We start from the raw sequence: 19094 nt of genomic DNA, 5'->3' as shown, positions 1-19094 counted from the left end.
GGTTCTACATAGCCCTCCTAAGCTGGCGGGCAGCCTCGTCATGGCGTGCCATCAGCGCGTCAAGATCGATATCGCAGGGCTGGCCGCCGGTAACTCTCCAGCGTCCGGCGACCATGACCCGGTCAGCGCGGTCAGCGCCACACAGCAGCAACGCAGCCAAAGGATTCTCTGCGCCTGAGAAGCGCAGCTCATCAAGTTTGAACAGTGCCAGGTCAGCCTGCTGGCCTGGCTCCAGTCCGCCGATGTCCGTTCGTCCCAGGCATCGGGCCGAGCCTTCGGTTGCCCAGCGGATTACGGCCTCGTGGGTCACGTCACTCGGGGAGTAACGCAGGCGCCCCAGAAGCAGTGCCTGACGCATTTCCGAAGCAAGGTTTGAGTGGTCGTTCGAGGCTGAACCATCGACCGCCAATCCAACCGGTGCGCCTGCGGCTTCGAGCTCCAGGGTGCGGCACAGCCCCGAGCCCAGAACCATGTTTGAGGAGGGGCAGTGGGCTATACCAGTGCCTGCACGACCGAGGCGCTGGATCTCCCCGTCGTTGAAATGAATGCCATGAGCCAGCCACGTGCGATTGGTTAGCCAGCCGCAATCCTCGAGGTAATCCAGGGGGCGCATGCCGAACAGCTCCTGGCAGTAAGCGGTCTCGTCTTCAGTCTCGGCAAGGTGCGTGTGTAGGCGAACGTCGTTTCCCTCTGCGAGTTGCGCACTCTCACGCATCAAATCCCGGCTTACTGAAAACGGTGAGCAAGGGGCAAGGGCAATGGTGGTCATTGCCCCGTCAACACGCTGGTGGTAACGGTCGATAAGGCGCTGGCTGTCATCGACAATGGTTTGCTCGTCCTGCACCACTGTCTGCGGCGGCAGGCCGCCATCGTCGCGTCCTACGCTCATTGACCCGCGAGTCAGGGCCGCACGTACGCCGAGACGCTGCGCGGTTTCGACCTGGCAGTCGATAGCGTTTACCAGCGCTCCGGAAAAGACATAGTGATGGTCGGCTACGGTGGTGCATCCCGACATCAGCAACTCGACCATGGCTAATTCGCTGGCCAGGGCCATCTGACTATCATCGAGATTGGCCCAGACGTCATAAAGCGTGGTCAGCCAGGGAAATAACTCTTTATTAAGCGCCGGGGAATAGGCACGGGTCAGTGTCTGGTAGAAGTGATGGTGGGTATTTACCAAGCCGGGTAACAGGACATGCTCTGATGCGTCAAAGGTCTCATCTACGGGCTGGCGAGGTTGTTGCCCCCTGGCCACCTTTTCCACAATTCTTGCCCCTGCGACGACAATGCCCCCGGCAGCGCTTGGGTCATTGCAGGCAAGCGGATTGCGAATCCATAATCTGTGGACTATCTCGGTCATGCTGTCATCTCTATTTTTGTATACATTATTTCATGACAATGTCGTACAGTTTTGTATTAATTGTCAAGAAAAATTGTGATCAAGATAGAGGTGACAGCAGTCTCAGGTTACCCCATGAGTCACGGTTGGTGCCCCGTTACCTCAGCCTCGCCGGGGTTAGCTTCCTTCGTCAGAGCTTTGAGCGCGCCCCAGGAAAGCCCCCGTCGCGATGGCTTCGCCGCGGAATCGGAGGCGACCAGGCTAAGGAGTTCGGCGGAAATGGACACTGCAACTTCCATTGGCCGCTTACCCGGGATGTCACTACGCCCGACGGGGCACCGAATACGGTCGATATCCGTTTGAGCATACCCACGATGACCAAGGCGCTGGCGGAAACGCTCTGCTTTGGTCTGCGAACCGATCAGGCCGATGGTAAGCACATCATCCTGTTCTAGCAGCGCCCGGCAGAGGTCGTAGTCCAGCGCGTGGTTGTGGGTAAGAATCAACACATGGGCGTTGCTGCACAGGTCCGGGACATCCCCAACCGGATCGTCGGTACAATGGACGGTGGTGTTTTCGGGAACCTCAGCCGGAAAACACTCTTGCCGGGAGTCTACCCAGGTTATCTGCCAGGGCAACTCACCCACGATGTTCATCAGGGCGTGGCTGACATGACCCGCGCCAAAGACCACAAGGCGGGCATCGCCTCCCGTCTGGGCTTCCAGCAGCACTGCCACACTGCCGCCACAGCACTGCCCGAGACTGGCGCCCAGGGGGAAATGCGCCAGCTCGTAGCTGTATTCGTGGTTTGCCAGGCGCTCGCGGGCACGGGCGATCACCCGGTATTCCAGGTGACCGCCGCCGATGGTGTCGTAGCTGTGTTCCCGGGTGACGACCATTTTACTGGCCGGCTCCCGCGGAACAGAGCCGGTTACCCCCAGCACCGTAACCAATACATAGGGCTGGCCACGACGCTCGCAGTCAGCAACGGCTTGGATCCAGGTCAGGCGTTCTTGCATGTCGATTCCCCTTGCGCCGCTTGTCTTTGAGCTGGCGTGGGTTGTGTGGCTGCCCAACGCTCAGTTGCAGTGATAGCCTGGAGAACCCGCTCTGGCGTCGCAGGCGTATCCAGGGGCGGGCTGTAGCGGTAGTCCCCCAGGCTCGAGACGGCGTCGCGCAGGGCAGACCACACCGCCATGCCCAGCATGAGTGGCGGTTCGCCCACGGCCTTTGAGCGGAAGACGGTGGCTTCCCGGTTTGGACTGTGGGGCAGCAGTGCTACCCGAAAATCCGGTGGGGCGTCAGAGACGGCCGGGATTTTGTAGGTCGCCGGGCCGTTGGACAAGAGCCGACCTTCGTCGCTATAAACCAGCTCCTCGGTGGTCAACCAGCCCATGCCCTGCACAAAGCCCCCTTCAATCTGGCCGATGTCCACGGCCGGATTGAGCGACTGGCCCACATCGTGGAGGATATCCACCCGCATGACCTTGTACTCTCCGGTGAGGGTATCAACGACCACCTCCGCGCAGGCTGCGCCATTGGCGAAATAAAGAAAGGGCCGACCTTGACCGGTTGCACGATCATAATGAATCTTGGGCGTGCTATAGAATCCGTTGGATGACAGCGATACCCGTGCCATGTAAGCCTGCTGCACGAATTCCGCCCAGCCAAATTGCTGCTCGCCGACATGGACCTGGTTATTTTCGAACCATACGGAATCAGCGCTGACACCGTAGGTTTCGGCGGCATAGTCGACCAGGCGCTGTTTTATCTTCTCGCAGGCATCCAGGGCGGCCATACCGTTCAGGTCGGTGCCTGAGGATGCGGCCGTCGGTGACGTGTTGGGTACTTTGTCAGTACGGGTAGCGGACACTTTCACCCGGTCCAGGTCTACCTGGAATGCCGCGGCCACGACTTGAGCCACCTTGATGTAAAGCCCCTGACCCATTTCGGTGCCGCCGTGATTGAGATGAATGCTACCGTCGGTATAGACGTGCACCAATGCGCCGGCCTGGTTGAGGTGCTTTGCCGTGAAGGAAATGCCAAATTTCACCGGCGTCAGCGCCAAACCACGTTTTAGTACCGAATTCTCCTTGTTGAACCTGGAAATTTCAGTACGACGCTGACGGTAGTCCGAGCTGGTCTCGAGTGTGTCAATCAGCTCGGGTAGAACGTGCTGTTCGATGGTCTGGCCGTAGTGGGTCACGTCACGGCCAGGGCCGTACAGGTTGCGCTTGCGGACGTCCAGCGGATCCATGCCGAGATGACGGGCGATGTCGTCCATCGCCCGTTCAATGATCATCATGCCCTGGGGGCCACCGAAGCCTCGAAAGGCGGTATTGGAAACGGTATGGGTTTTACAGCGGTGACCAACGACCCGCGCCTGCCCCAGGCTATAGGCGTTGTCAGCATGAAACATGGCACGGTCGACGATGGCATCGGACAGGTCGGGTGAGAAGCCGCAGCGGCCGGCGACCATGATGTCCGCACCCTGCAACACGCCCTCGTCATCGAAGCCGATGTCATAGGTATTGAAGAAATCGTGTCGCTTGCCCGTTTGTACCATGTCGTCGAAGCGCGCCATCCGGTATTTGACTGGCCGCCCCGTGCGTCGGGCAAGCAGGGCTGCGATACAGGCTAAAGGCGCGGCCTGGGTTTCCTTGCCGCCGAAGCCGCCACCCATGCGCCTTACTTCCACCTGGATTTCATGAATCGGGAGATCAAGGACCTCGGCCACCAGCTTTTGCACCTCGGAAGGGTGCTGGCTGGAGGTATGGACAAACACGCCCGCGTCTTCGGTCGGCTCTACCAAACACGCCTGTCCTTCGAGGTAGAAATGTTCCTGCCCGCCGACGTGCATCTGAGCCTGCAAGCGATTCGGCGCTTCGGTAAGCGCTTTGTCCGGGTCACCACACTGCTGGGTATGCCCTGGGCGGACGAACAACTGCTCCTCAAGCGCGGCCTCAGCCGTCAACACTGCGGGAAGGGGCTCATAACTGACTTTCGCAAGTCGAGCCGCCTGCCGGGCCGCACGGTGACTCGTTGCCGCAACGGCAAACAACGGTTGGCCCACGTGTTCGACCAAATCGCCAGCCAGGACAGGATCGCCGGGAAAGACTGGCCCGATATCGGTATGGCCGGGCACGTCCTTGACGGTCATGACTGAGACAACGCCGGGGTAGGCCCAAACCTCGCTGAGATCCATTGCCGTGATACGGGCATGGGCTTGCGCACTTTGACCAACGGCCGCATGCAGAAGCCCCGCGGGCTCCGGGAGGTCGTCTATATAGCGTGCCTGGCCTCGAACATGTTTCCAGGCGCTGTCGTGAAAAGCCTGGGTGCCGGTCAGCCCTTCCGCCGTTGTGGTGGGCTTCGAAGTATGGGGTAGTTTACGCATAATCAGTCACCATGAGCGGCTGGTGTGTATGGGTATTGTCTTGAGTGCTTTCCAGAAACGCGCGGCGCAGTAGATTGCCTGCCACCTGCAGGCGGTAGGCAGCGGACCCCCGCACGTCGGTCATGGGCTCGAATTCGAGTTCCAGCGCCGCAATCGCGGCCGCAACCGTGGCGTCGTTCCAGGGCTGTCCGCGAAGCGTCGCTTCAGCGCCGTTAGCCCGTTTGGGTGTCGCCGCCATTCCGCCGAAGGCCAGCCGACAGTCTTTGATCAGCTCCCCGTCACGCTTGAGCCAAAACGCTCCAAGTACCGCGGAAATGTCGTCGTCGATGCGTTTGGAGACTTTGTAGATGAATAACTTCTCGTCGGGCGCCGGGTTCGGAATCCAGACGCCGCGAATGAATTCGTGAGGTTGGAGATCGGTCTGCTTATAACCGTGAAAGAAGTCCTCCAGGAGAAGTCGCCGGGTGCCATCGACGCTGTCCAGATCCAGCTCCGCCCCCAGTGCAATCAGTGCGGGAGGCATATCGCCGATAGGTGAAGCGTTCCCGATATTGCCCCCGACAGTCCCGCGGTTGCGGATCTGCCGTGATCCCAGGCGCTCCAGCATCGGCCCGAAATGGGGCCAGCGCCCTTCGAGTTTATGGAACATGGCGCGGTAGGTGGCTCCGGCTCCCAGATAAATCCCGTCCTCGTCCTCATGGATTTCCTGGAGTTCTTCTATGCCACCCAGACCGATCAGGTGCTTGAGGTCTTTCAGCTGTTGGGTGATTTCGAGAGCCAGATCGGTGCCGCCCGCAATCATCCTTGCCTCGGGAAATTGCTGACGCAACCCGCGCAGGGCGTCCAGGGATGCCGGCGCGTCGTATCGATAGCCCTGTTCGTCAGCGAGTTCGCCGGCACTTCCCTGTAGGCTTGACAGGTCGGCGATTATTTCAGGATTCTGCAGCCAGGTTGGGCCACCAGGACCGGGTCCGGGAACGCCCGAGTCCGCGTTAACGGGACCACTGAGCGCACTGCCGCGGTTCAGGACGGCGTTGCCCGTGCCGGGTTCCCATGTTTGAACACAGGCCCGGCGCCCGGCCTCGATGATTGGTCGGTACCCCGTGCAGCGGCAAAGATTACCGGACAGCGCCTCCAATAAGGCTTCGTCGCCGGGCGCGGAGCCGCTTGCCGCACTTTCTGTATGCAAGGCAAACAGCGACATGATAATGCCTGGCGTGCAGAAGCCGCACTGGGCGCCGTGACACTCCACCATCTCCTTCTGTACCGGATGGGCCGGCTCCTGCGTAAGCGCGTCGACGGTTACCAGATGCTTGCCATGGAGGCTTCCGACGAGCGCGATACAACTGTTCACGCTGTCGTAGCGGAGCTGCCCGGACTGCACCGGGTCGGGCGAGCCGATCGCAACGGTGCAAGCCCCGCAGTCACCGGAGGCGCAGCCTTCTTTGGTGCCTGTCAGGCGCATGTTGGTGCGCAGCCAGTCGAGGATGCTTAGATTCGGGTCGACTTGGTTAAGTTTTTGTAGTTGGCCGTTCAAGTAGAATTTGATCACAAATTTTCCCGCTCTTCTGCACTTGCGCCGGTCTCGCTCTGCTTTTCTCTTGCTGAGAGCAAGCCTACGAGAGATCGACACAAGCCCTTGATTTGTTTTAATAATTGCGCAGGCAGTTCCGCCTAACGGATGCCAAGCGTCACTTGGGACCGTTATTCTTTTTACATTTTCCTGACCAAATAGTCCAGTTTTTTGTTTGGCTGCTCTTTCTTTGATTGCCATGCAGAGATCAGCTATCGTCGGGACCTCGATGCCCTAATCCGAACCTACGCGACACCATGACCAATCAAACTGAATTAGAAGCTCCCCAAACAAAGCGTGCGCCTTCCTCAGGTGGCAGAAGCAAGAAAGTGCGCCCTGGCCGTATCCGCGAGCGCAACCGTGAGCGTATTTTGGCTGCAGCTGAAAACGAGTTTGCCCTGAACGGTTTCGGCGCCACGACTGTTCAGAACATTGCCGACAGGGCAGGTCTGCCGAAATCCAACGTGCTTTACTATTTCAGCAATAAAAAGCGCATCTACTATGCGTTGATGGATGACATCATGGGGCGTTGGAATGAGATGTTCTCGAAGATAAAACCAGAAGACGATCCTGCCACGACCCTGGCCAGCTTCATTCACGCCAAAGTCGAGCTATCCAGGACTCATCCACTGGCGTCGCGCTTGTTCGCTCTGGAAATCATTCAGGGGGCGCCGGTCCTTAAAGATCACCTGTCCACGACCATGCGGGAATGGGTGAGGGCGCGAGCAGACGTCATTCAACAGTGGATAGACGCTGGTCGAATGGCGCCGGTGGATCCGGTACAACTCATCCTCTTGGTCTGGTCGTCAACACAACACTACGCCGACTTTGAAGTCCAAATCCTCGCTATTGAGGACAAGTGCGAATACACAGAGAGTGACTATAAGCATGCGGCGGATTTTTTGACGTCGGTCATTCTGCGCGGTTGCGGCCTGGAGGTCCCACAAGGACAACCTGCCGAACCGACAGGTTCTGAATAGCGCACTCGCTCGGTCCCGAACGTATTTCTATCAGGCTCGGCCTGCTGCTGTTGCATGCCTTCCCAATCTTGACGCACTGAAAATTCCTGACTTATTGGTCAGTTTTTGTTGACCGAAACGCCCATCCTGTTTAAATTCTCTTCAGTACACTCAATCCAGTCGCCGACAACAAAAACAATGCGACAGCAATAAACAATGCAACAACAAAACTGACGAGAGTGACCATGTCCCATCGCAAAGCCTACCGTGCCTCTGTCCTCCACAGCATTGCCGACCCGCGCCTGGTGGGCGCGGAAGAGTCCTACGAGTATTTCGAAGACGGCCTGCTAGTGGTCGAGGACGGTATTGTTGTCGACATTGGCAGGGCGGAAAGCCTGTTACCTTCACTGTCTCCTGACGTCGACGTCGTTCACTATGCCGATGCTCTGATAACCCCGGGCTTTATCGACACTCATATACATTATCCGCAGGTGGAAATAATAGGTTCCTACGGCGCCCAGTTGCTGGACTGGCTGGAGACTTACACCTTCCCTTGCGAAGGGCAGTTCGATGATCCCCAGCATGCCCGTGCCCAGGCCGACCTGTTCCTCAGCGAACTGCTGCGGAACGGAACCACGACTGCCCTGGTTTTCGGAACCGTCCACAAGCAATCGGTGGATGCCTTTTTCGAACAGGCCTCCAAACTGAACCTGCGGATGATTGCGGGCAAGGTGTTAATGGACCGCTGCGCCCCGGACTATCTGGTCGATACGGCGGAATCAGGCTATGCGGATAGCAAGGATCTGATCGAGCGTTGGCACGGAAAAGGACGTTTATCCTATGCGGTGACGCCCCGCTTCGCCCCGACGAGCACCAATGAGCAGCTTGAGCTCGCTGGCAAGCTTTTTAAAGAATTCCCGGGCTTGTATATGCATACCCACATTTCTGAAAACCGGAAGGAGATTGAGTGGGTTAAGGAGCTGTTTCCAGAGCGGGATGGCTATCTTGATGTATACGACCACCATGGCCTGATCGGCGAGCGATCGATGTTTGCCCACGGTGTCCACCTGCACGATGAAGAGTGTAAGCGTCTGGGTGACACTGGTTCGGCGGTCGCTTTTTGCCCGACGTCCAATCTTTTTCTTGGTAGCGGCTTACTCGACCTGGCACGCCTGGAGGAACATGGCGTGCGCGTTGGCCTGGGCACCGACGTGGGAGCGGGTACCAGTTTTTCCCAGCTTCAAAGCCTTAACGAAGCGTACAAGGTGCTGCAACTGCAGGGGCAGAAACTGGATCCCTTTAAAGCCCTGTACCTCGCTACCCTGGGCGGAGCCCGGTCCCTCTACCTCGACGACAGGATTGGCAACTTGCGCCCCGGGAAAGAGGCGGACTTTGTCGTGCTGGATTACGATGCCACGCCCCTGATCAGCCGCCGCCTGAGCCGCGCCAGGAGCCTGGAGGAAAAGCTCTTCGCCCTTATGATCCTTGGAGATGACCGTGTGGTGAAGGAGACCTTTAGCGCCGGTGTATCTGTTCATCGGCGATAGGGGCCCGGTGCAATAGAAGTCCGGCACCAAGTCGGATCAACGACTGAATGCGGAACTGTTCCCGTTGAGTTTGCATGCCTGCCGTACATCTGTCGCTTATTCTTTTCTCTTGTGTACAATCGTTATAAGAATGTTGTTGCAATTATTGTATACAAACGCATAATCGAAGATGTCATTTCCTGACCTGCGGGACAGGAAAACCAGATGGGGATAGATCAGCCATCACCTGCCTCAAGAGTTCTGCTCTGGGTGATAGAAAACAACAATGATGAGGAATACCTTGTGGAAAACATCGATCAGCAGAAACGCTCGCTCAGAGCGTCAGCGAGAACGGACTGGCTCGAACGCATCTTCAAGCTCAGCCAGCATGGCAGCTCAGTCAAGATCGAGCTGATGGCAGGCCTGACCACGTTCGTGACCATGGCCTACGTCATTTTCGTCAACCCTAACGTTATGGCAGCGGCCGGCCTTGATCATGGTGCTGCGTTTGTTGCCACCTGTCTCGGGGCGGCTCTTGGCTGTCTGCTCATGGGGTTTTATGCCAACTGGCCGGTGGGCCTGGCTCCCGGCATGGGGCTCAACGCGTTCTTCACCTATACCGTGGTCGGCGAGATGGGCCATAGCTGGGAGGTTGCCCTGGGCGCCGTATTCCTTTCCGGCATTCTCTTTATGATTATGAGTCTGTCGCGTATTCGTGAATGGTTGCTCAACAGTATTCCGATGAGCCTGCGTTTTGCCATGGGGGCAGGGGTCGGAATGTTTCTCGGGCTCATTGGCCTGAAGACAGCCGGGATCGTGGTCGACAGTCCCGCAACTCTGGTTACGATGGGGTCTTTTGGTGAACCTCCGGCACTGCTTGCCGCAATTTGCTTTCTATTGATTGCCGTGCTCAGCCATCGCAACGTCTTCGGCGCAATCCTGCTGAGCATGCTGAGCGTAACGGCGATCGGATGGAGCATGGGGCTGGTGGAGTACAACGGTCTTATGTCCGCCCCGCCGAGCCTCGCGCCAACATGGCTGGCGATGGACGTTGCTGGCGCGCTCAACGTGGGCATGATCAGCGTTGTCCTCGCGTTTCTCTTCGTGAACATGTTCGACACAGCGGGAACGCTGATGGGCGTAGCGCACCGAGCGCATCTGGTCGGTGAGAACGGCAAGATAGAGAACCTTTCCAAAGCGCTTAAAGCGGACAGCACATCAAGTGTCGCTGGAGCCTTTATTGGTTGCCCGCCCGTGACCAGCTATGTTGAAAGCGCTTCAGGCGTGGCCGCTGGCGGCCGTACTGGCCTGACGGCTGTGACCGTCGGCGTGCTGTTTCTTCTCGCGACATTCTTTGCACCCCTGGCAGGAATGATCCCGGCCTATGCCACTGCGGGCGCGCTGATATACGTCGCCATGTTGATGATGAGCGGTATGGCTCACATTGACTGGAAAGACATAACCGACACTATCCCGGCAATCATTACCGTGGTGATGATGCCTCTGACCTTCTCGATCGCCAATGGTATTGCACTGGGCTTTCTCACCTATGCCACGTTGAAGCTACTCACCGGACAGCGGGAAAAAGTCTCCGTTAGCCTCTATGTGTTGTGCGTGGTGTTTATCGCCAAGTTTGCCTTCCTGTGAGCGAAAGGTGCACTGATGACCCGAATCAGCGGCCTGGTGCAACCGCAGAGTGATGCTTGTTCAGTTGTATACGATATCCATACCACCTAAAAAACAACAATGAGAGGTAGCAAAATGAAGTTGTTGCAAAAAGTCTTACTGATGACTTGTGTTTTCGTCGCTTTCACCCCGGCTGTCCATGCTGAAAAGTTTTTCGGCAGCTCCAGTGTCTCGCTCCTTTACAGTGACGACTATGAAATTTTTGGCTCCCAGAAAGAGTCTGCGACCGTCTTTACCTTCGAAAACGTAACGGCCCATAACTGGGGGGATACGTTCTTCTTCATTGATCGCTATCAGGTTCAAGGGGATTCAAGTAACGGTGACAACACTTATGGGGAGTTTGCGCCACGCTTGAGCTTGAGCTGGCTTAGCGGCCAGGACCTGGGCTTCGGGCCGGTAACAGACGTTTTCGTTGCAACCCAATATGAGTTTGATGGTGGGGTAGGGGCAAATAATTACATGTACGGGGTAGGGCTGAGCTGGGATATCCCTGGCTTCCAGTACTTCAACACGAACGCTTACTACGTCGAAAACAACACGGATTTCGATACGCCAGATGATTGGCAATTAACCGTGACATGGGGCGCGCCGTTCACATTGGGCAGCGCTGCGTTTCTCTTCGATGGCTTCGTCGACTATTCGTCTGGCGTAAGCGGCGGTCAGAGTGCTGACTTACACATTAATCCTCAGTTCAAACTGGATCTTGGCCATTTCACGGGAGACGCCGGTGTGTTGTATGCCGGGATAGAGTACTCCTATTGGCGCAATAAATTCGGTAGCCCGAATATAGATACAGAGAACGCTATCAGCGCACTGGTCAAATTCCACTTCTGACACTATTACAGGAGAGCTTTATGGGACGCCTTACCACACACGTTCTGGACACATCACTTGGTCGCCCCGGGCAAGGTATTCGTATTGAGGTCTACCGACTGGAGGGCCAATCACGCACCTTGCTGAAAGAAGTGACCACCAATGATGATGGCCGCTGCGACGCTCCCATTCTTGAGGGAGAGTCCTTTGCAGCAGGCCAGTTTGAGCTGGTCTTTCACGTCGGTGACTATTTCAGGCACCAGGGCGTTGAAGCCGCCGAGCCGCGTTTCCTTGATGTAATCCCATTGCGTTTCGGCGTGGCTGACGCTTCCCAGCACTACCATGTGCCCCTTTTGCTTTCACCCTACAGCTACTCCACCTACCGCGGTAGCTGAGTATTTTCATATTCAATCAATACAACAGCACAGTAAGAGAACAGGCTTATGGAAGCTTTTATTCTGGACTTCGGGAATTTAATGCTGAGGTGGCTTCATGTGATTGCGGCCATTGCGTGGATTGGTGAGTCAATCTACTTCGTGATGCTGGATAACAGCCTCAAGCCGCCCCAGGACGAAAACTGCAAGAGGAAGGGGGTCTTTGGCGAGATGTGGGCCGTGCACGGGGGCGGCTTTTATCACAACCAAAAGTACGCCACTAGCCCGGGTACCTTGCCGGCGGACCTGCACTGGTCTTTCTGGAAATCGTACACCACCTGGCTGTCGGGCTTCGCGCTATTCGTCATCCTCTACATGGTCAATCCGGAATTCTATCTGGTTAATCCGGACAGTAGTTGGAAATGGGCTGCCGAGTTAAGCGGATGGCAGGCCAACGTCGTTGCACTGCTTTTCCTGGTCTTTGGCTGGGTTGTATACAATGAGTTGTGCAAGCGCATCAGTCCCAACATGGAGCGGGACGGCATGCTGAGTATTGCGGTCGGGGTAATGGTCGTGGTTGTCGCGTATCTGAGTACCCAGCTTTTTTCCGGTCGTGCCGCTTTCCTTTTGACCGGGGCCGTGATGGCGACAGCCATGTCCGCGAATGTCTTTTTCTGGATCATTCCGGGCCAGCGCCGAATGGTCAATGCCATGAAGGCGGGGGAGGAGCCCAACCCGCTTGATGGCAAGCGCGGCAAACAACGTTCCGTTCACAATACCTACTTCACGCTTCCGGTCGTCCTGTTAATGATCAGCAACCACTATGCCTTTGCGTATACATCGGCTCAGGCATGGCTGGTTATGTCGCTGCTCATCTTTGCCGGAGCTGTCATCCGCCAGTTTTTTGTACTGAAGCACACAGGCAGAACCGAGCCCGGTTACCTGGTTACAGGCGGGGTGCTGGTCCTGCTGACCGTCTGGGCAGCGGCGCCTACGGTCGGGGCGCAGAAAGAGGAGTCACAGGTAGCTGAATCGCAGGCAAACACTGGCGCCAGTACGGAGCCTGAGGTGGAGCCTGAAGTGAGCGAACCATTGTTGGCAGAAGACGTGGGCGCGGCTATCGAACAGCACTGCCTGGGCTGTCACTCCAAGCAGCCTGAGCATCCCGGTTTTTCAGCGCCGCCGGCAGGATTTGCGTTTGATGCGGTTAGCCAGATTCTCAGCCATCAAGCCAAGATCAAGGAAGTCGTGGCCAATGGTTACATGCCCTTGGGCAACACGACGAACATGACCAAAGAGGAGCGCGAAGTCATCAAAAACTGGGCTGAGTGAGTGTTGCGCCAGTTATGGATACAATGTACTATAATAATCGTATACAACATTTAATGGCAGGCATGCTGACATGAGCAGCCTGCCAACCAGAGCGCAAGAAGGAAGTTGCTTGATGAATCCGGCTAACCCTGATGACTACCCCCGGGACCTGATTGGATACGGTTCCTCGCCGGCTCACGCTAATTGGCCAGGCCGGGCCCGTATCGCTGTGCAGTTCGTTCTCAATTATGAAGAAGGCGCAGAAAACTGTGTTTTGCATGGCGATACACATTCGGAGCAGTTTCTGTCTGAAATCGCCGGGGCCGAAGCCTATTCCAGTCGGCATATGAGCATGGAGTCCATGTATGAATACGGCTCTCGGGTCGGGGTATGGCGGGTGCTGAACGAGTTTCAGCGCCGTGGGATGCCGCTGACGGTATTCGGGGTGGCAATGGCGCTTGAGCGTCACCCCGAACTTGCCCATGCCTTTAAAGAGCTGGGCCACGAAATCGCCTGCCATGGCTGGCGCTGGATTCACTACCAGAACGTGCCGGAAAGTGTAGAGCGCGCGCACATGCGTCGAGCGATCGAAATTTTCCAGGCTCTGTACGGTGAGAAGCCGGCTGGATGGTATACCGGTCGCGACAGCCAGAACACTCGGCGCCTGGTGCTGGACGAAGGGAGCTTTCTCTACGACAGCGACTATTACGGAGACGACCTGCCATTCTGGACCTCCCAGCGCGATAGCCAGGGCGAAATGCGCACTCACCTGGTTGTGCCCTATGCCCTGGATACTAACGACATGCGCTTCGCTTCTGCCCACGGCTTCAGCACGGGTGAGGACTTTTACAGCTATTTGAGAGACGCCTTCGACGTGCTCTATGCCGAGGGAGAGGATACGCCGAAGATGCTGTCCATCGGCCTCCACTGCCGGCTAATAGGCAGGCCAGGGCGCTTCCGTGGCCTGCAACGATTCCTCGATCACATCGAAGCCCATGATCGTGTCTGGGTTACGAGACGTGTGGATATTGCACGCCACTGGGCCGAACACCACTCCCCGTTTTCATCCAAGGAGCAGTAATGAGCAATCGATCTGTGAACAAACATACCTATTACGCTCCCGCTGGCGGGCATCCACCTCAGACTCAGTTGCTGTCTGACCGCGCCGTTTTTACCGATGCCTACGCGATCATTCCCAGGGGCGTGATGCGGGATATCGTCGCCAGCGCATTGCCACATTGGGATAAAACCCGGCTATGGGTGCTTTCACGGCCGCTGTCCGGATTTGCCGAGACCTTTTCCCAGTACATCATGGAAGTCTCCCCCGGGGGCGGCAGCGCGCGGCCAGAACTGGACCCTGGCGCGGAAGGGGTTTTGTTTGTGGTTGAGGGTGAGATGGCCTTGACGATTGCCGGCCATCAGCACCGGATGCAAGAGGGCGGCTACGCCTTCATCCCGCCGGGGACCTCCTGGCAGGTATACAACGAAAAGGATACTCCGCTGCGTTTTCACTGGGTGCGAAAAGCCTATGAAGAGGTGGATGGCATCGAGGTGCCGGAGGCCTTTGTAACCAATGAAAATGACGTAACGCCCACTGAGATGCCGGGAACCGAGGGTCGCTGGACCACGACACGCTTTGTCGATCCCCAGGACATCCGCCACGACATGCACGTCAATATTGTCAACTTCCAACCCGGTGGGGTCATTCCCTTTGCCGAGACTCATGTGATGGAACATGGCCTCTACGTTCTGGAAGGAAAGGCTGTATACCACCTCAACCAGGATTGGGTCGAAGTTGAAGCGGGTGACTATATGTGGCTTCGCGCCTTCTGCCCGCAAGCGTGCTACGCCGGCGGTCCGGGCCCTTTCCGCTACTTGCTTTACAAGGACGTCAATCGGCACATGAAGCTTGGTGGATTCGGTTCCCGCTGAGCTGAGACGAGGACACTTTTTATGTTGGAACTCCAGGCACAACCGCTGAGCCCCGAAGCCTTTGCCGATTTCGGCGATGTGATTGACAGGCGCACGGCCAGCTCTTTTCCCATCAATGGAGGGCGTACCCAGCGCCACCATGACTTGGCGAAAGTCGAGGTCTTCGGCGACGAGGCAAGGGTTCTGGTGAGTATCTTCGTCAGCCAACCGGTGACGTTACCCCTGGAAATCTCTTTCCTTGAACGCCACCCGCAAGGCAGTCAGGCATTTATGCCCTTACACGGGGAACGCTTTCTGATTGTTGTGGCGCCGCCAGGCGAAACGATAAGCCCTGATGAGGTTCGCGCCTTTGTTACAGACGGTTTCCAGGGGGTGAATTACCGAGCCGGCACCTGGCACGCAGTTCAGTCGGTGTTGGATCGGGAGGGAGAGTTTTTGGTTGTCGATCGCGGCGGTTCGGGGAACAACTGCGACGAGTATCCGTTGGAGGTGCGAGTACTCCTCAGCCAAACGAACTGATCCAGCGGCTGGGGACGAGGACTGTCTCAACTACAAGAACAACATTATTTCGGAGGAAACATCATGACTATCATGACCGCAGCGGAAGCTGCCGTTCACGTTTTGAAGAAAGAGGGGATAGATATTGCGTTTGGCGTCCCTGGAGCGGCTATCAACCCGTTCTATGCCGCCATGCGCAAGGTAGGAGGGGTTGACCACGTCCTGGCCCGCCACGTTGAAGGGGCTTCCCACATGGCTGAGGGCTACACCCGCACAAAAGCCGGCAACATTGGCGTCTGTATCGGTACTTCCGGACCTGCTGGCACGGATATGATTACCGGATTGTACTCGGCCACCGGCGACTCCATTCCCATTCTTTGCATCACTGGGCAGGCGCCGCGAAGCAAGCTGCATAAGGAAGACTTCCAGGCCGTGAATATCCAGGCCATTGCGGGACCGGTGACCAAATGGGCCATTACCGTTCTTGAGCCGGCTCAGGTGCCTCGCGCTTTCCAGCATGCATTCCAATTGATGCGCAGCTCCCGTCCTGGACCGGTCCTGATTGACCTGCCTATTGACGTGCAGATGAGTGAGATTGAATTCGATCCAGAGACCTATGAACCATTGCCAGCCTACAAGCCGGCCGCTTCGCGAGCGCAGATCGAGAAAGCACTGACCCTGCTGAACGAGGCTGACAGGCCCCTGCTTGTTGCCGGCGGAGGCGTCATTAATGCGGATGCCAGCGACCTTCTGGTTGAGTTTGCCGAGCTTACCGGCGTCCCCGTCGTTCCGACCTTGATGGGGTGGGGTACGATTCCCGACGACCATCCGTTAATGGCTGGCATGGTGGGTCTCCAGACCTCCCATCGTTATGGCAACGCAACGATGCTGGCTTCTGACTTCGTGATGGGTATCGGTAACCGCTGGGCGAACCGCCACACGGGTAACGTCGACGCCTATACCAAGGACCGGAAGTTCGTCCATGTCGACATCGAACCGACCCAGATTGGCCGTATCTTCGGGCCAGACTACGGGATTGTCTCTGATGCCAAGGCGGCATTGGAACTCTTCATTACCGTCGCCAGGGAGTGGATCGCTGCCGGCAAGCTGAAGGACCGCAGCGCCTGGGCCGAGGAGTGCCAGGGCCGCAAGCGGACACTGCTGCGCAAGACTCACTTCGACAACGTGCCAGTGAAGCCGCAGCGCGTCTATGAAGAGATGAACAAGGTGTTCGGTAAGAACGTCCGGTATGTCACCGCCATAGGCCTGTCCCAGATTGCCGGGGCGCAGTTCCTGCACGTGTACAAGCCGCGGCACTGGATCAACTGTGGCCAGGCCGGGCCACTGGGCTGGACCATTCCCGCCGCCCTCGGCGTATGCCGGGCCGATCCCGAGGCCGAGGTCGTCGCGCTCTCCGGGGACTATGACTTTCAATTCATGGTCGAGGAGCTGGCTGCCGGGGCACAGTTCAACCTGCCCTACATTCATGTTCTGGTGAACAATTCCTATCTGGGGCTGATCCGTCAGGCGCAGCGCGGCTTCGACATGGACTACTGCGTGCAGTTGGCATTCGAGAACGTCAACTGCCCCGAGATAAACGGCTATGGCGTCGACCACGTCTCGGTTGTCGAAGGCCTTGGCTGTAAGGCGTTGCGGGTCACCAAGCCCGATGACATTGGCCCCGCGTTCGAACAGGCGCGCGAATTGATGCGCGAACACCGCGTGCCGGTGGTGGTCGAGATCATTCTTGAGCGGGTCACGAACATCGCTATGGGCACCGATCTTGACGGTGTTAACGAGTTCGAAGCCCTGGTCGAGAACGTAACCGATGCGCCGACCTCAATTGCCAGTCTGACCTAAGCATCGCAATCACCCGCCCCCGGCCTGTGGGAAAGCATCAGGGTCAGGGGGCGAAGAATTAAAATGGACGAGTAGGAGACCCAAAATGCCTAAGTTTGCAGCTAATTTAAGCATGCTGTTCACCGAGGAGGATTTTCTCGATCGCTTCCAGGCCGCCGCGGCGGCAGGCTTTAGCGGCGTAGAGTACCTCTTCCCCTACGATTACGCTGCCGTAGACATCAAAAAGCGGCTGGACGCTCACGGCCTCACGCAGGTGCTGCACAATCTTCCGGCAGGGGACTGGGCCGCCGGCGAGCGAGGTATTGCCTGTCATCCGGATCGAGTTGAAGAGTTTCGGGAAGGCGTAGAGAAAGCGATTGATTACGCCACCGTTCTCGGTTGCAAGCAGCTGAATTGCCTCTCGGGTATCAAGCCGCAAGGGGTTAGCGAAGAACAGGCCCGTCAGACCCTGGTCGGCAATCTGCGATATGCCGCCGAAAAGCTGAAAGCGGCAGGCATCCTGTTGCTCGCCGAGCCAATCAATACCCTCGACATACCCGGCTTCTTCCTCAACCGGACTGAGCAGGCGCTGGCGTTGTTCGACGAAGTGGGCAGCGACAATTTACAGCTGCAATACGACATCTATCACATGCAGATCATGGAGGGCGACCTGGCCCGGACCATGGAGACGCACCTTGCAAGAATCGGCCATGTGCAGTTGGCCGACAATCCGGGTCGCCACGAGCCCGGCACGGGAGAGATCAATTACCCGTTCCTGTTCGCCCATCTTGACCGCCTGGGCTACCAGGGGTGGATCGGCTGCGAATACAAGCCCGCAGCGACGACGCTCGAGGGGCTCGGCTGGCTGGACAGCGCACAATAGAGCCAAACCACAACAAAAGTGAGTAAGGAGAGGATTATGAGCAAGATTGGATTTATTGGTCTCGGGATTATGGGACGGCCCATGGCCGGACACCTGTTGGATGCAGGCCACGAACTGGTGACCTACGTTAAGTACGGCACTCTGGACGAAGGTTTGGCCGCCAAGGGCATGAAAGAGGTTGATAGCCCCAAGGCGGTAGCCGAACAAGCGGAGATCATCATCACCATGGTTCCGGACACCCCCGATGTCGAGGAAGTGCTGCTTGGCGAAGCGGGGATCGTGGAAGGTATCAAGCCAGGCACGCTGGTCATTGATATGAGCTCTGTAGCGCCGATCCCCACCCAGGCGTTCGCGAAGCGCATCACCGAGGCCGGCGGTGAATACGTCGATGCGCCAGTGTCTGGCGGCGAGGGTGGTGCTGTTAACGCGACGCTGACCATCATGGTCGGCGGCTCCACCGAAGGCTATAACCGGGCCCTGCCAGTTCTTGAGGTAATGGGCAAGACGATCACCCATATTGGCGAGCACGGCGCCGGTCAGATCTGCAAAGTTGCCAATCAGATTGTTGTAGCTTTGACGATCCAGGCGGTCGCTGAAGGCCTGCTTTTTGCTTCAAAAGCCGGGGCAGACGTGACGAAAGTCCGTGAGGCCCTGCTGGGTGGCCTGGCCCAGTCGAAGATACTTGACGTGCACGGCGAGCGCATGATCAAGCGCACCTTTGAGCCCGGCTTTCGGATTCGCTTGCACCAGAAGGATCTCAACCTGGCCCTGGAAAGCGCACGCACCCTTGACCTGTCTCTGCCTGGCACGGCCAATGCCCAGCAGCTGTTCCAGGCTTGCGCAGCCAACAATGGTGCGGATTGGGATCACGCAGGCATTGTCAGGGCTCTGGAAAAACTGGCTGACCACGAAATCGGCAGCTAATCAGTCATCCCGGCAGCAGCCGGCGCATCCTGATGGCCAT

At 57.4% G+C, this 19094-nt stretch carries 16 protein-coding genes; 12 read left to right on the top strand and 4 right to left on the bottom strand.

Translation table 11 applies throughout. The features are described from left to right. Positions 1 to 4: 4 nt before the first annotated feature. From ACJO5Y_RS10955 to xdhA, 4 genes are all read right to left on the bottom strand, one after another. Positions 5 to 1360: an 8-oxoguanine deaminase gene (locus ACJO5Y_RS10955; RefSeq protein WP_406987166.1), complete on the bottom strand. Its 1356-nt coding sequence runs from the start codon at positions 1358 to 1360 to the stop codon at positions 5 to 7. A 119-nt stretch (positions 1361 to 1479) separates the two neighbouring features. Further along, positions 1480 to 2358: a xanthine dehydrogenase accessory protein XdhC gene (xdhC, locus tag ACJO5Y_RS10950; RefSeq protein WP_406987164.1), complete on the bottom strand. Its 879-nt coding sequence runs from the start codon at positions 2356 to 2358 to the stop codon at positions 1480 to 1482. Further along, positions 2343 to 4736, bottom strand: a complete 2394-nt coding sequence (xdhB, locus tag ACJO5Y_RS10945) for a xanthine dehydrogenase molybdopterin binding subunit (RefSeq protein WP_406987163.1) — start codon at positions 4734 to 4736, stop codon at positions 2343 to 2345. Before xdhB ends, xdhC begins: the two co-directional genes overlap by 16 nt. Continuing rightward, positions 4729 to 6288, bottom strand: a complete 1560-nt coding sequence (xdhA, locus tag ACJO5Y_RS10940) for a xanthine dehydrogenase small subunit (protein ID WP_406987161.1) — start codon at positions 6286 to 6288, stop codon at positions 4729 to 4731. Before xdhA ends, xdhB begins: the two co-directional genes overlap by 8 nt. Before the next feature lie 278 nt (positions 6289 to 6566). On the opposite strand from xdhA, the gene ACJO5Y_RS10935 reads away from it, so the two are divergent. From ACJO5Y_RS10935 to ACJO5Y_RS10880, 12 genes are all read left to right on the top strand, one after another. Beyond that, complete coding sequence (locus ACJO5Y_RS10935; protein ID WP_406987159.1) at positions 6567 to 7289, top strand: TetR/AcrR family transcriptional regulator; 723 nt, start codon at positions 6567 to 6569, stop codon at positions 7287 to 7289. A 224-nt stretch (positions 7290 to 7513) separates the two neighbouring features. Next, positions 7514 to 8815, top strand: coding sequence for a guanine deaminase (gene guaD / locus ACJO5Y_RS10930; RefSeq protein ID WP_406987157.1), 1302 nt, complete (start codon positions 7514 to 7516; stop codon positions 8813 to 8815). 393 nt (positions 8816 to 9208) lie between these two features. Continuing rightward, positions 9209 to 10441 carry an NCS2 family permease gene (locus ACJO5Y_RS10925; protein WP_406987319.1) on the top strand — a complete coding sequence of 411 codons (1233 nt, stop codon included), beginning with the start codon at positions 9209 to 9211 and terminating at the stop codon, positions 10439 to 10441. Positions 10442 to 10555: 114 nt separating this feature from the next. Then, positions 10556 to 11314 (top strand): outer membrane protein OmpK, encoded by a 759-nt coding sequence (locus tag ACJO5Y_RS10920; RefSeq protein ID WP_406987155.1) that lies wholly within the window; start codon positions 10556 to 10558, stop codon positions 11312 to 11314. A 20-nt stretch (positions 11315 to 11334) separates the two neighbouring features. Then, entirely contained in the window at positions 11335 to 11688 is a 354-nt protein-coding gene (gene uraH / locus ACJO5Y_RS10915) for a hydroxyisourate hydrolase (RefSeq protein WP_406987153.1), read from the top strand. Between the two features lie 48 nt (positions 11689 to 11736). Further along, entirely contained in the window at positions 11737 to 12999 is a 1263-nt protein-coding gene (locus ACJO5Y_RS10910; protein WP_406987152.1) for a urate hydroxylase PuuD, read from the top strand. Between the two features lie 112 nt (positions 13000 to 13111). Next, positions 13112 to 14059 carry an allantoinase PuuE gene (gene puuE / locus ACJO5Y_RS10905; protein WP_406987151.1) on the top strand — a complete coding sequence of 316 codons (948 nt, stop codon included), beginning with the start codon at positions 13112 to 13114 and terminating at the stop codon, positions 14057 to 14059. Positions 14060 to 14073: 14 nt separating this feature from the next. Further along, positions 14074 to 14910: a bifunctional allantoicase/(S)-ureidoglycine aminohydrolase gene (locus tag ACJO5Y_RS10900; RefSeq protein ID WP_406987317.1), complete on the top strand. Its 837-nt coding sequence runs from the start codon at positions 14074 to 14076 to the stop codon at positions 14908 to 14910. A gap of 21 nt (positions 14911 to 14931) precedes the next feature. Next, positions 14932 to 15429, top strand: coding sequence for an ureidoglycolate lyase (locus tag ACJO5Y_RS10895; RefSeq protein ID WP_406987149.1), 498 nt, complete (start codon positions 14932 to 14934; stop codon positions 15427 to 15429). A gap of 63 nt (positions 15430 to 15492) precedes the next feature. Beyond that, positions 15493 to 17268 (top strand): glyoxylate carboligase, encoded by a 1776-nt coding sequence (gcl, locus tag ACJO5Y_RS10890; RefSeq protein WP_406987148.1) that lies wholly within the window; start codon positions 15493 to 15495, stop codon positions 17266 to 17268. 85 nt (positions 17269 to 17353) lie between these two features. After that, a complete protein-coding gene (hyi, locus tag ACJO5Y_RS10885) occupies positions 17354 to 18130 on the top strand; it encodes a hydroxypyruvate isomerase (protein WP_406987146.1) in 777 nt (258 codons plus the stop codon). Positions 18131 to 18166: 36 nt separating this feature from the next. Continuing rightward, positions 18167 to 19054, top strand: coding sequence for a 2-hydroxy-3-oxopropionate reductase (locus ACJO5Y_RS10880; RefSeq protein WP_406987145.1), 888 nt, complete (start codon positions 18167 to 18169; stop codon positions 19052 to 19054). Positions 19055 to 19094 lie beyond the last annotated feature (40 nt).

Origin of the sequence: Marinobacter alkalisoli (assembly GCF_045449855.1) — a bacterium.
Lineage (GTDB): Bacteria > Pseudomonadota > Gammaproteobacteria > Pseudomonadales > Oleiphilaceae > Marinobacter.
The sequence above is the reverse complement of the archived record's forward strand: the minus strand, read 5'-3'. Positions and strand labels throughout refer to the sequence as shown.